Origin of the sequence: Pseudomonas sp. 28 E 9, assembly GCF_900004785.1 — a bacterium.
GTDB classification, from domain to species: Bacteria; Pseudomonadota; Gammaproteobacteria; order Pseudomonadales; family Pseudomonadaceae; genus Aquipseudomonas; species Aquipseudomonas orientalis_A.
The window spans coordinates 150,623-163,162 of record NZ_CVTK01000047.1; the positions used below are offsets into that span (position 1 = coordinate 150,623).

Below are 12,540 nucleotides of genomic sequence, written 5' to 3' on the forward strand. Positions count from 1 at the left end.
GCAAAAAGTTCGAACGAATGTGCACCAACATGGAGAAAAAACGGTTCAGCGAAGGCTCTAGCTCAAGACTCTTGGCCATTGATGCGGACTGGATGCGTCACTACGCCGCGCGCCCGTGCGAATTGTCATTTTGAATGAACCTTTACGCGCGGCGGCCTATCCATCTATAACAAGACAGGGAGGCAACATGAGTACCGCAAAAATCTACACCATCAACTACCAGCTGCACGGTAAACCCAAGTCTTTTGTAGTGCGCGCCGAGGTGATGAACAGCACCGAAGCCTGGCACTGGGCGGCCGTCGACGCCGACATCGCGCACGTCAGCCGCATCGGCCGCGTGGGGCATGAGCAGGTGAAAAAGACCACTCGGCCCTGGGCGGAAAAATACGGCATCACCGATGTGAGCTGGAACCCTCCAAAATAAACAAAGCCCCGCACATTGCGGGGCCTGGTTTACTTCTTCAAGTCGCCCAACGGATCGTAGGGCGGCTTTTTTTCCGCTTGTTTTTGCTTGTCCAGCGGCGCGATGGCCGGGCCAATGGGGTCGACCTGCGGGTCAGCCACATCCGGCGAGTCGGGATCGAATCCCAGCTCATCCTTGCCGGTGGCATGTTCGTCGGAGCGCGGGCCGTTCGGGGGATTGCTCATACAGACCTCCTTGCTTACAGCGGGCGGGCTTTGTCGTGGAGGTCTTCCAGGTCGTGCTCGACCTGCTCCACGTCGTGGTTGTCCTGGCGCTCGGCCGGGTCGTTGGGGCGCAGCGCATCGTTATCGCGCTCCTCTTCACCGGGCGTGCGGTGGGGATCGGGCGTGCCAGGCGGCGGTTGCTTGTGTTCGGACATGATGGCTTACCTCATGGTGACTTCAGGATTTAGAGGAAACACCGTTGGCCATCGTTCAACTTGATTGCGTGAAGCGTGAGAAGATGCCCTCCCGTGCTGGAGACCTGACCCGAATGTTCGAACTCAAACCCTGTGACCCTGCCCTCTATCGCCGACAAACCCGCCGCAGCACGCTGATCGTCGCCGTGGTATTCCTGGCCGTGGCCATGTTGTTGTCGAGCCTGGCGGTGATGCTGTTCGGTGAACCTGGGGGTGATAACGTGCGCTTCAATGTCGGCGGAGTGTTTGCCGGAGTGTTGATCACCGTCGCTCTGGTGCGCGGCCCCTTCTGGCGCCAGGCCTGGCTGGCACCGGCGGTCTACGGCTGGCGGCTCAAGCGCAGCCTGATGAGCGTGACCAATGTGATGCACAAGGTCAGCGAACGGGTACAGGCCAATGACCCGGACGCCATCAACGTGTTGCGCTTCTACCACTTGGCGCTGACACAGATGCATGCCCTGGATGCCAACTCCAGCGCCCAGGCGCAACTGGTGGATGAGGTCCAGGCACACAAGGCCAGGATGCAGGCGCTGGGGATCGATACCGAACAAACCCGCCTCGATCCGGCATGGTTGCAAAATATTAAAGGCGCCTAGCGCCTCACAGGCCCCTCGCCCGCCAGCAAAACAGCGCGCTCACCGCAATCGCCGCACCTGCCAGGCCAAACACCCAGTGCGCCGACGCGACGGGCAACAGCAGGCCCGCCAGCAACGGCCCTAAACCCGCACCGATATCCCGCCATACCGCGTTGGACGCCAATGCCGACACCCGCATTGAACCCGGATTGCGCTCGGCGACCAGGGTCGTCACCAGCGGCAACTGCAGCGCGCGTAACACCAACACCGCCGCCGCGCCCACGATGACCCAATAACTGCCAAAGGCCGTCAATGCCAGCGCGCTGAGGAATGAAAACAGCAGCAGCATGGAGGTGGCGCCAAAGCGCTGCGCCGCATGTCCACCCAATGGGCTGAGCAGCAGTTCCGACGCATAGCGCAGGGCCATCAACCCGCCGGCGATCAGCACGGCATCACCGCCCATGATCTTCTGCGCCTGGATCGACAGGCCAAAGATAAACAAACCATCCAGCGCGACGCCTTCTATAAACGACCACATCGCCACGCTGTCGGGCCATTTGAACCGTCGCCCCGGCGTACCGTGCAGGTCATGACTTGCGGTGGGCAGGCCTTTGGCCAACCACAGCCCGATCAGGCAACACACTGCGAGCACCAGGAAAATGGGACGCGGCCCTGCCCATAACGTCAGCAGACCGCCCAGCGGCAGCGCCAGCATCGGCCCGCAGGCGATCAGTGCTCGCGAACGGCCTGCACGGCGTGCAGCGCCTTGCGGCTCGGCAGTGGCCAACACCTGGGTCGACAGATTCAGTGCGGCGAAACACAAACCCCAGATCAGGCGCAAACCCAGCAACGCGGCGAAGCCCGACAACACCGAGTTACCCAGCGCACACAGGGCGGCGGCACCGGCGGCAATCATGCAGGTCAAGCGATCACCGTTGCGCGCGTAGAAATTCAATACATGTCGGTAACCGAAAATCCGCACCAGACGGTTCGCCGCCAGCAATACACCGGCCTGGGCCAGCGTGATGCCGAAAGCGTCCGACTCCATGGGCAACAGCAGGTAGAGCAGCACATCGCTGGGCAGGCAGAAACCGAGGGTCAGCGCGGCGCGGCGGGAAGAAACGTCAGCGATGCGTTGGGCCGGGCTGGGCATAGAACCGAAATATTCAGAAATATATAGATCGCCACACTAGCCTCACCCTGCCCTCTTTTACAAGGGTTCCACGCTGCGTTTATACGGCAGCAAACGCAGCCCACTGGCCACAGCACCGATCAGCGCAAACACGCAACCCAGCCACAGTGCGCAGGCTGGGCCACTGTCCACGAACAGATGAAAACACAAGGCGACCAACGAGGCGCCCAGTGTCTGGCCCAGCAACCGCGAGATCGCCACGATGCCACTGGCCCCGCCGCTGCGGGCCAGGGGTGCGCTGGTCATCAGCGCCTTGAGATTGGGCGACTGGAAAAAGCCGAAGCCGGCGCCACACAAGGCCATGCGCCAGCCGATATCGAAGGCCGAGGCATCATTGCTCAAGGTCGCCAGCGCGGCCATGCCGACACTGAGCATCAACAAGCCAATACCGCACAGCAGGCCCAGTGACACGCGGTCAGCCAGGCGTCCCGCGACCAGGGCCATGACCGCCACCACGGCAGGCCACGGCGTCATCAGAAAGCCGGTCTGCACCTGGCTGTGGCCCAGCGCCGACTGCAACAGGAACGGCAAGGCGACAAACGCCAGGCCCTGGGCACTGAAGGCACAGATCGCGGTCAGCGATGACAACGCAAACAGCGGGCGCTTGAACAGGTCCACTGCCAGCATCGGCGCCGGATGCCCGGCCTCGCGGCGCAGCAGTAAAGCGCCGAACACCAGCGCCAGCGCGATCAGGCCCAGGGTCAGCGCGCCCTGTGCGCCATGCACGGCGGCGCCCAGACCCAGGACCAACAAGGCGAACAAGCCGGCACATAACAGCGCCGCCAACCGATCAAACGCGTGCCCGGTGATCGGCAGCGTCGGTAACGAGCGCAGGCCCAGGCCCAGGGCCAAGAGCCCCAATGGCACATTGATCAGGTACAGCCAATGCCAACTGGCCACTGAGAGAATCGCCGACGCGGCGGTGGGCCCGAGAGTGAACGCCAGCCCCACCACCAGCGAGTTATAGCCCAGGCCACGACCGAGCATTTTCGCGGGGTAGATATGCCTGAGCAACGCGGTGTTGACGCTCATCAGCGCGGCCGCCCCCAGGCCCTGCGCCACCCGCGCGGCGGTGAGGGTCAGCAGCGAATCGGCAAGCCCGCACAATAACGACGAGACAATGAACAGCAGCAACCCGCCGAGGTACACGCGACGATGCCCCAGCACATCGCTCAGCGAAGCAAACGGCAGCACGGTTGCGATAATCGCCAACTGATAGGCGTTGACCACCCAGATCACCGAGGCCGAGTCAGTACCGATGCCCTGGGCCAGTGTCGGCAAGGCGGTATTGACGATGGCAGTGTCCAGCGTCGCCATGCCGATGCCCAGGGAAAGGGCAATCACGGCCGGCAAGCGTTTATCGAGGGGCAGCCCATCGGCAACAGGAGACATGAACAATCCACACAGGTGGCAAGGGTGCCTAGAGTACGGCCAGTGCGGATTTTTTTCAGCGTTCGTTGGCTTGCCTGTCAATCTTTTCATGTTGCCAAGGGCTGGCCCGGCCCGGCTCAATAGGTGATTTGCAGCGTGGTAATGGGTGGGTTCGGGCGGCAATGACAGGCTAACTGATCAGCCGCCATCTTCGGATTCCAGGGACCGATCACGCCGTCGCGCTTGCCGTTGTCATCCACCGAATCCAGCGCCTTCATGACGTTGTCACGCTTGAGCAGCTCGCGGGCCAGTTGGGTTTCATTATCTTTCTGCGCGTCGCCGGTCAGCGAACGTCCCGCCACCTCACGGATTTTATCCGTGGTTGCATTCGGGGTCGTCGGGTGCTTGAACGCCTGGAAGTTGTCGCCAAATGCCTTGGCCAGGTCCGAGTCCGACATCGATGAGTAATCCTTCGGATTCGGACGCGCCGGTGAAACGTTCACGGAAATGCGTGAGACCATCATGATTGAGTGCTCCTGGAAGTGTGCCGAGGTCGCTGTTAAGTGGCCAGCGCCCTCAGGTCAGTTCCAGCGTGCGCGCACCTTCAGAACGGCGTTGCCGGTGTGATCGCACTGAGGTCCAGACACCCTCCCTGCAAGGGCGGGCACCAATAGTAGCCACCGGTCAACGGTGTGCTGATGCGATACAAACCATCGACAATCCCGTCTTCCAGCCCACTCATGCGGCGCAGTTGCGCTTCGAATGCGTCGAAGGAATGGCCGAACGCGAGAAACATCAGCCCGGCCTGGCCATTCTCGGCCCATGGCATCGAACGACGCACCACGAACGCCTGCGGGGTGAAGCTTTCCTGGGCGGTGCGCTTGGTGTGGGCGGAATCGGGGGCGTCGTCGAGTTCTTCATTGTCGCCATGGCGGCGGCCGATGATGTGGTCGCGCTCCTGGGCCGGTAGCGCGGCGAAACCGTCGAGGTCGTGCTGCCACTGCTGGATCGCGGCGAAGCTGGCGCCGCTGTGGGTGAAGGCCGCTTCGACGGCCGCGTCATCGTGAGGGTTCTCGGTGCCGTCTTCGTAGTCGGTCAAGTCGAAACCGGTCTTGTAGCGAAAGCCTTCGGTCATCTGTACCAGACGCAACGCCGGTGCCAGGGCTTTTTCGAACGCGCGGCTGCGCAACAGCAATTCACCACGGTCCACGCCATGCAACCATACCCACAGAGCCTGCTGGGTGGACGGGTTGTGCGCGCCCGGGCCGCTGATGGCCGGGAAGCTGCGCAACCCTTCGATGCCTGCGCCCAGCGCGTCTACCAGGGGCTTGCCGAAACCGACCACCGCCGCTGAATCCGTCAACTGCACCAGCGCGTCCAGCGCAGCGGGCAAGGCATCCCGGGACTCGAGGGCAAAAAACAGATGGCGTGCCTGCAACGGCACGGGTGCGGCAAGAATGCCCGGCTGGTAGTGACTCATGTGAACTCCTTCAAGAAAGCCGCGCAGTTTATCCCGAAGCACCCGCCATGCGCAGGGGAAAGCGCGCAAGCCTTGCCACAGAGCCCTCGTATGGGTGACTCTCTAGTCAAGATTTGCAACTATTCCAGGGGTAGCGACATGACCACCAGCAACCTGCTCACGCAGCTGTTTCCTGCCTCCACCGCAGAGATTCCCGAACAATTTCGCCTGGCGGCGCCGATTGAACAACGTGATTACCTGGTCGATGGCCAGTTGCGGGTGTGGAACGGCCCGCTGGCCCGCGTGCAAAGCCCTGTGCAACTGGGTGACGAACGCGTGCACATCGGCAGCACGCCGCTGCTGGACGCCGAGACCGCCTTGACCGCCCTCGACGCCGCCGTGCGCGCCTATGACCGGGGCCAGGGTGAGTGGCCGACCCTGCGCGTGGCCGACCGCATCCGGCATGTGGAAGCCTTCCTGCGGCGCATGCGCGAACAGCGCGACGCGGTGGTCAAGCTGCTGATGTGGGAGATCGGCAAGAACCTCAAGGACTCACAGAAAGAGTTCGACCGCACCTGCGACTACATCACCGACACCATCAATGCCCTCAAGGAGCTCGACCGCCGCAGCAGTCGCTTCGAGCTGGAGCAGGACACCCTTGGGCAAATCCGCCGCGTGCCCCTGGGCGTGGCGCTGTGCATGGGGCCTTACAACTACCCGCTCAACGAAACGTTCACCACGCTGATCCCGGCGCTGATCATGGGCAACACCGTGGTGTTCAAGCCGGCCAAGCTCGGCGTGCTGTTGATCCGCCCGTTGCTGGAGGCGTTCCGCGACAGCTTCCCGGCCGGGGTGATCAACGTGATCTATGGCAGCGGCCGCGAAACCGTGAGCGCGCTGATGGCCAGCGGCAAGATCGATATCTTTGCGTTCATCGGCACCAACAAGGCCGCCAGCGCCCTGAAAAAATTGCACCCGAAACCCCACCGGCTGCGCGCCGCATTGGGCCTGGATGCAAAAAACCCGGGCATCGTGCTGCCCGAGGTGGATCTCGACAATGCGGTCAGCGAAGCGCTCACCGGCTCGCTGTCGTTCAACGGCCAGCGTTGCACGGCCTTGAAGATCCTGTTTGTGCATGAGGATGTGGTCGACCGTTTTATCGAAAAATTCAACGCCAGGCTGGCGACGCTCAAACCCGGCATGCCCTGGGATGACGGCGTGGCGCTGACCCCGCTGCCGGAAGTGGGCAAGGTGGATTACCTCAACGACCTGGTGGCCGATGCCGCGCAGCACGGCGCCCGGGTGGTGAATGCCGACGGCGGGGCGAGCCGTGGGTCATTCTTCTACCCGGCCGTGCTGTACCCGGTGAACCCGCAGATGCGCGTGTACCACGAAGAACAATTCGGCCCCGTGGTGCCGATCGTGCCCTACCGGGACCTGGAGACAGTGATTGACTACGTACTGGACTCGGACTTCGGCCAGCAATTGAGCCTGTTCGGCACCAATGCCGTGGAGATCGGACGGCTGGTGGACACCTTCGCCAACCAGGTCGGCCGGATCAATATCAACGCCCAGTGCCAACGCGGGCCGGACACCTTCCCCTTCAACGGGCGCAAGAACTCGGCCGAGGGTACGTTGTCGGTACATGACGCGCTGCGCGTGTTCTCGATCCGCACCCTGGTGGCGACCAAGTTCCAGGAGAGCAACAAGGCGCTGCTCGGCGATATCCTGCGCAACCGTGACTCGAGCTTCATCAGCACCGACTACATCTTCTAATATCACCTCGGTCAAATAGGTGGGAGGGGGCTTGCCCTGATGCCAGGCAGTTAGGACTTTTGTAGGAGCGAGCTTGCTCGCGAAAAACGTCAACGATAACGCGTGCTTTCTGAATGAACGCGGTGCCTGTGAGTTTTTCGCGAGCAAGAGCTAGGCGCCCCCCTCGCTCCTACAGACGGCGGTATGCGCTTGACTGACATTAGGGCAATCCCCTCTCACATTGGATCGGTTTGCCCTGACTAATGAGGCCCCCTTAATACCGATGAACCTGCCCATTTTTGCCCGGCGCCTGCTGCGCCCCCTGCTCGACCCGTACCGGCGCTATCGCCACGCCAAGCTGATCCACGCCGTGCGCGTGTCCATCGGCTTATTGGCGACGATCCTGCTGACCACCGGCCTCAACCTGCCGCATGGTGAATGGGCGTCGGTGACCATGCTGATCGTGATCGGCGGTTTGCAGCACCATGGCAATATCGGCAAGAAAGCCGTCGAGCGTGCGTACGGTACGCTGATCGGCGCCAGCGTCGGGTTGCTGCTGGTGGTGCAAAAAGCCTATTTCGGCCAGCCCTTCCTGACGTACCTGCTGATGTCGGCGGTGTGTGGGTTTTTTTCCTACCATGCCATCGGCAAGGGCGGCTATATCGCGCTGCTGTCGGCGATCACGGTGTTTATCGTGGCCGGGCACGGCGACAACCCGATTTCGGATGGCCTGTGGCGCACCGTCGACATCCTGATCGGCATCGCACTGGCCCTCGCGTTTTCCTTCGCCCTGCCGCTGTACGCGGTGTACTCGTGGCGCTACAACCTGGCCGGCGCCCTGCGCGATGGTGCGGCGATCTACAGCCGCATCATCAATGGCCAATCCGTCACCGACGATGAGCACCTCAAGCTGCTCAACCGCTTGAACACGGCGATACTGCAACTGCGCTCGCTGATGCCGTCGGTGTCCAAGGAAGTGCGGATTTCGATGACTGAACTGGACACCATTCAGCGGCATTTGCGCCTGTGCATGAGCACCCTGGAGATTCTCGGCAATACCCGGCCGGACCCTCGGGATGAACAGGCGACCGCGAGGATGCTGGTGATGCTGAAGACCGAGCACCGGCAAATCCGCGTGCAGTTGGTGGGGATGGCGCGGGCGTTGAAGTCGGGGGTGACGGAGCGATTGGAGCGAGAGGCGCCCCCCGTGACAGGCGAAACCGAAATGCAGGCACCGGTGTACAACGCATTGGACGGGTATCGGCTGCTGACAGTGCAATTGGCAACCAATGTCGATGCGCTGCGCCAGCGGTTGGCCGAGTCATCCAGACGCTGGAACATCTAGGTGAGGAAGGACCGCCTGCGCAGACGCATGACGGTCTTCCCCTAACGCCATAGCCTTGGGTCTAGCTGCGGATGACACCGATGCCGAGTGCGCTGTTAATCACATTATCCTGCAGCACACCCAGCGCCCCCGTGGCCAGGTTTATCCCGTAATACCAACTGAGGCCATAGACGTCTTTGTAAGAAAGTGTAATCGACCAATAATTGGCATTCCCCATCGGCCAACGGTTGCCATACGCATCCCTGATTGCATACAGCTCGTCGATATAGACCGAGGTCAGGCCTCGACCGACGGCTCTTGAGCGGATGTCACTCAATGTCCCTCCTCCCAGGCCATAGACATGCCAGACCTCGTAGCCACTGACCGTGCAGTTCCTCGTCTGCGGCGGCGAGGCACTGTCAGACACCGTTATCACGCATTCACCGTTGCCTCGCAATGAAACAAAGCCGGTCGAGTCAACGACCGCCACCGCAGTATTGCTGCTTGTGTACTTATACGGCGGCGTTCCTCCCGAAGCATTGATTCGAACCGAATTACCCGCAGTGAAGTTCGGCAGGAGGTCGGGATAGTCCGGCAGTATGTAGGTGGTCGCATCGAGATAGACGTACGTCTGGTCGATCACCAGTGGCGAGGTGAGACTGATGGTGTACTCCGTGTCCGGGAAGCTCACCGCCGCGAACTCATCTTCGTTGCCGGGCTGATAGTTGACCTTGGTGCTGACCGTGATGCGAGCGCCATCGGGCAGGCTCTGCAGCCAATCTCGGGATATCGCCACGTTCGCCAACCCGTTGGCTTGCTCTATTGGGGTAATGGGATGGTTTTTCAGCAACACCAACGGCTCGACCCCCGGGCTATTGGTGGTGATTGTCGACCAGACGCGCTGGCCTTCCACACTCAGGCGCCATTTGGGCGAGGCCGCCAGTGCATTGCCGTTCAATGCAGGCGGATTGATGGTGCCGCCGTGAGGGATATGGTTGATCAATACTCGCGGCAGATCGGCAGGTGCAAAACTGCCAACTATGACTTTCTGCACCTCGGAAGAACCCACGCCTCCGCTTGCCAGCACAACTGAATATTGCAGGCTCACGGTACTGTTGACGCTGCTGCCCAGGATCAGATTATCGATATTGAACGTGACGGTACCGCCGTCCAACCCGTCCTGAGGGGCGATGTAGGGCTGCGTTCCGTCCGCATAGATCCAATGCAGGATAACGCCGTCGGTACCGTCCTTGTTCATATCGGGATAACTGACGTTGACCTGGCATTTGTTCTCGACCGTCAGCGGATCGACCGATACAACCGGCCCGATGACCGGTATGGAATCCTTGATGTTCGGGTGCGGGAAGATGTGCTGCTGCAGTTGAATCTTGTAGTGCCGGACGTCAAACAGCACAGCGTCTTCAAAGGTGCCGGTGCGATTGAAGGTCACCCAGAAGCTGATCGTCAGATCAGACCCCTCCTGCAAATTGCGCAAGGCCAGGACCGGTGTATCACTGATGATGCCGTAAATAACCTCGTCGGCATTGACGGCTCGCCCTCGATACACTTCGTTGAGGTAGGGCGCGCCGTTACTGCGCACACCTTCATATATAAACCACATACGCTGCTCGGGGAAGGCATAGGGCCAGGCCGGCAAGCGTGTTTCATCGAAGTCCTGAAGCAGCGGAACCTCCAGGACCGCACTGTCACCAATGCTGTCGATGACCGGCCCGGCCAGCTGACGCGGCGGCAACAGGCGCACCTCCAGGACCGGCGAGACGGTTGCAAAACCGTTGCGGACCACCTCAAAGAACACCTTGATGATGCGCCCCAACGGGTGGAGGTTAAAACCGATCACCTGGGTCGGGACAGTGAAATCGATAAAGTCGCCGGCCTGGTTGTCTTTGGACTCCGAGTAAGTGCCCTCTTCGGGCAACCCCTCACAATACATCACAACGTTGTCCATGCGCTTGTGTCCGTACCGCACCCGCACTGTCGCACCGTTTGGCCAGCACCGTGCGGGATCAAGCTCGTCAGGGTCGGTGGTGGCCTCCAGAACCTCGGGCGCAAACAGCTCACCCAGGGCCGTGCCAATCGTCACCAGCAGGTCCTCGGAATACTGGACGGCGCCAAAACGATCACGCAGGTAACTGACCGTCAGCGTGCCGTCCAGGTTGTCCAGAAACAACTGCCGGGGAATATCCAGCAACAACGGATTGGGCGGTGGCGCGCCCAGGGTGTATTGGAACTGCACGACACCGCTCGAGGAGCCCGTGTATTTGACGATGATGATATCGCCCTGTTTGAACTCGGTGCGCAACTCGAGCGTGCCGACACTGCCCACCGCAGCGGGGTCGACATTGCCGTTGACTGCCTCGTGGATGATCGGCGCAGGCAAATCAAGCGCGGCTCGCCCGATCTGCACGTACAGGCGCTCCGACTCGCGCACGTCATTGGCGCCGGAGACTTCATAGTGCACATTCGTATTGCCCAGGCCCTCGAACTTACTGTACTCGGCGTTGACGAAATCGCGAGTGCGTACATGGGTGCCGGCAAGCCGCGTTGACGACACACGTTCCACCGTACCGTCAAGGCGATGCCCCTGAATCTCGACCTTGAGGTTGTCGCCCGGATTGCCGGGTGGCTGGTAATCCGGCATTTCCACGGTAATACGCGCATGGTCCGGCGCGATGAAGGGGCCATAGGCCTCTCTGACGCTGGGTTTGGGCAATTCATAGCGACGGCCGATGACGTTGACGGTCAACTTCTTTGACCCCAAGTCCGCTACGCCATCTCTTACGCGCTCGTAATAGACGGTCAACGAGCTTTGAATAAGGGACCGCACCAGTTCGTTTCTAATGGGAAAGTCGTTGTACCCACGGATCATGTCCTGTTGAACCGATTCGGTCACGAATTCACCGTTGGGGGTGGTGCCTCGCACAGTCACGCGAATGACATCACCGGCCTGGAAGTTCGGGTCATTGCGGGCAACGAATACCGACGCCGTCGCCGGGTTTCGGCCCAGCGTATCGGCGTCCAGTGTCAGGCTGGCGGCGTCGGCCTCGACAATCTCCGGTGGCGCAAGTGGTTCGAGATCCTCCAGGTTGACTTGCACCAGTTGAGGCCTGGACTTGTGTTCCAGCGAACCGGAAATATTCTGCACTTCGTCCAGCAAGTAGAACTGCACGACGTACTGGCCATTGTCGAGCGCCCTCAGGAACTGCGGGTCGATCTGAAACTGCAGGTCACTGCCCACCTGGCTTTCGGTCACTGGCGCAATGGGATACGTATGCTCCCCGATGGACATCCGCGGACTGTCACCGAAGCGCATATTTTCCCAGGCCTTGATGGTGGCGGTCACATTGTCCACCACCGTGCTGTCAATGACGGTGTGCGAAAGCGTCAACACCAGCTTGGAATGCCAACCATCACCGGGTGTTTCGTCTTCGCCGCCTGGACGTGTTTCCTTGATGAACACCACTTGCGGCACAGACGTAATGGGGATGGGTGACCCGTTCCTGCGGACTTGGCCGTATACGTTCGGGATGAAGCCCAATTGCAAGAACTGCCGGGGAACCTTCAGGTAAAACTGCTCGTTGTTCACGTTCGTGATGTCAACATTGCCTTCGGCCAATATGATGCCGTCCATTCTCATCGAGTAGATATCCCCGACCGCGACGTTACCCCGCTCGGGATCATCCCAGCGCTTGAAAATATAGTGCAAGCCGTCTGCGGTATGGCGTATGCCCAGCCCGTATGCAGCGTTCTGCACGGGCACGACCTGCCGAGGCGAGGTGAACGGAGGCTCCAGGGTTTCGATGATCATCACCCCCGGCTCGGTGGGAGACTCTTTCGGCTGGGCCGGTTCGACTATTACAGGTACGGGGCGGGAAACAGGGGGAATGGTAGACATGATAGGCCTCCAGATTGATCAGCGTGCAGCCAGCACACGCGCCTGGAGTCAGGAGACACTTGCCCCTGTC

Annotated in this window: 11 protein-coding genes; 4 read left to right on the forward strand and 7 right to left on the reverse strand. The window is 61.0% G+C overall.

The annotated features are described in order from the left end of the window. Nucleotides 1-187: 187 nt before the first annotated feature. Nucleotides 188-424 carry a DUF6555 family protein gene (locus BFQ00_RS14700; RefSeq protein ID WP_065884944.1) on the forward strand — a complete coding sequence of 79 codons (237 nt, stop codon included), beginning with the start codon at nucleotides 188-190 and terminating at the stop codon, nucleotides 422-424. A 29-nt stretch (nucleotides 425-453) separates the two neighbouring features. On the opposite strand, the gene BFQ00_RS14705 is transcribed toward BFQ00_RS14700, so the two are convergent. Both BFQ00_RS14705 and BFQ00_RS14710 read right to left on the reverse strand, forming a co-directional pair. Then, entirely contained in the window at nucleotides 454-648 is a 195-nt protein-coding gene (locus BFQ00_RS14705) for a DUF6021 family protein (RefSeq protein WP_065884943.1), read from the reverse strand. Nucleotides 649-662: 14 nt separating this feature from the next. Beyond that, a complete protein-coding gene (locus BFQ00_RS14710) occupies nucleotides 663-842 on the reverse strand; it encodes a hypothetical protein (RefSeq protein WP_065933918.1) in 180 nt (59 codons plus the stop codon). Between the two features lie 113 nt (nucleotides 843-955). Between BFQ00_RS14710 and BFQ00_RS14715 the strand changes: the two genes are divergently transcribed. Then, entirely contained in the window at nucleotides 956-1,477 is a 522-nt protein-coding gene (locus BFQ00_RS14715) for a DUF3087 family protein (RefSeq protein WP_065933919.1), read from the forward strand. Between the two features lie 4 nt (nucleotides 1,478-1,481). Here BFQ00_RS14715 and BFQ00_RS14720 read toward each other — a convergent pair whose 3' ends face one another. From BFQ00_RS14720 to BFQ00_RS14735, 4 genes are all read right to left on the reverse strand, one after another. Then, the gene (locus BFQ00_RS14720; protein WP_065933920.1) at nucleotides 1,482-2,609 is read right to left on the reverse strand and encodes an MFS transporter; all 1,128 of its coding nucleotides are present in this window, start codon (nucleotides 2,607-2,609) and stop codon (nucleotides 1,482-1,484) included. A 57-nt stretch (nucleotides 2,610-2,666) separates the two neighbouring features. Beyond that, entirely contained in the window at nucleotides 2,667-4,040 is a 1,374-nt protein-coding gene (locus BFQ00_RS14725) for an MFS transporter (RefSeq protein WP_065933921.1), read from the reverse strand. 116 nt (nucleotides 4,041-4,156) lie between these two features. Continuing rightward, the gene (locus BFQ00_RS14730; protein ID WP_128876389.1) at nucleotides 4,157-4,543 is read right to left on the reverse strand and encodes a hypothetical protein; all 387 of its coding nucleotides are present in this window, start codon (nucleotides 4,541-4,543) and stop codon (nucleotides 4,157-4,159) included. Nucleotides 4,544-4,623: 80 nt separating this feature from the next. Beyond that, nucleotides 4,624-5,499: a Dyp-type peroxidase gene (locus BFQ00_RS14735; RefSeq protein WP_065933922.1), complete on the reverse strand. Its 876-nt coding sequence runs from the start codon at nucleotides 5,497-5,499 to the stop codon at nucleotides 4,624-4,626. Between the two features lie 138 nt (nucleotides 5,500-5,637). Between BFQ00_RS14735 and BFQ00_RS14740 the strand changes: the two genes are divergently transcribed. Together BFQ00_RS14740 and BFQ00_RS14745 are read left to right on the forward strand one after the other, a co-directional pair. Further along, nucleotides 5,638-7,254 (forward strand): NADP-dependent glyceraldehyde-3-phosphate dehydrogenase, encoded by a 1,617-nt coding sequence (locus BFQ00_RS14740; RefSeq protein ID WP_065894926.1) that lies wholly within the window; start codon nucleotides 5,638-5,640, stop codon nucleotides 7,252-7,254. 262 nt (nucleotides 7,255-7,516) lie between these two features. Continuing rightward, complete coding sequence (locus BFQ00_RS14745; protein WP_065933923.1) at nucleotides 7,517-8,578, forward strand: FUSC family protein; 1,062 nt, start codon at nucleotides 7,517-7,519, stop codon at nucleotides 8,576-8,578. A 61-nt stretch (nucleotides 8,579-8,639) separates the two neighbouring features. Here the strand turns inward: BFQ00_RS14745 and BFQ00_RS14750 are convergent, their stop codons facing one another. Then, nucleotides 8,640-12,470: a hypothetical protein gene (locus BFQ00_RS14750; RefSeq protein ID WP_256536530.1), complete on the reverse strand. Its 3,831-nt coding sequence runs from the start codon at nucleotides 12,468-12,470 to the stop codon at nucleotides 8,640-8,642. Between the last annotated feature and the right edge of the window lie 70 nt (nucleotides 12,471-12,540).

Excerpts from the sequence above, each read along its gene's own strand:
- BFQ00_RS14710 (WP_065933918.1), bottom strand. The coding sequence starts at position 842 with ATGTCCGAACACAAGCAACCGCCGCCTGGCACGCCCGATCCCCACCGC.
- BFQ00_RS14735 (WP_065933922.1), bottom strand. The coding sequence starts at position 5,499 with ATGAGTCACTACCAGCCGGGCATTCTTGCCGCACCCGTGCCGTTGCAG.
- BFQ00_RS14700 (WP_065884944.1), top strand. The coding sequence starts at position 188 with ATGAGTACCGCAAAAATCTACACCATCAACTACCAGCTGCACGGTAAA.
- BFQ00_RS14730 (WP_128876389.1), bottom strand. The coding sequence starts at position 4,543 with ATGATGGTCTCACGCATTTCCGTGAACGTTTCACCGGCGCGTCCGAAT.
- BFQ00_RS14720 (WP_065933920.1), bottom strand. The coding sequence starts at position 2,609 with ATGCCCAGCCCGGCCCAACGCATCGCTGACGTTTCTTCCCGCCGCGCC.
- BFQ00_RS14745 (WP_065933923.1), top strand. The coding sequence starts at position 7,517 with ATGAACCTGCCCATTTTTGCCCGGCGCCTGCTGCGCCCCCTGCTCGAC.
- BFQ00_RS14705 (WP_065884943.1), bottom strand. The coding sequence starts at position 648 with ATGAGCAATCCCCCGAACGGCCCGCGCTCCGACGAACATGCCACCGGC.
- BFQ00_RS14725 (WP_065933921.1), bottom strand. The coding sequence starts at position 4,040 with ATGTCTCCTGTTGCCGATGGGCTGCCCCTCGATAAACGCTTGCCGGCC.
- BFQ00_RS14740 (WP_065894926.1), top strand. The coding sequence starts at position 5,638 with ATGACCACCAGCAACCTGCTCACGCAGCTGTTTCCTGCCTCCACCGCA.
- BFQ00_RS14750 (WP_256536530.1), bottom strand. The coding sequence starts at position 12,470 with ATGTCTACCATTCCCCCTGTTTCCCGCCCCGTACCTGTAATAGTCGAA.
- BFQ00_RS14715 (WP_065933919.1), top strand. The coding sequence starts at position 956 with ATGTTCGAACTCAAACCCTGTGACCCTGCCCTCTATCGCCGACAAACC.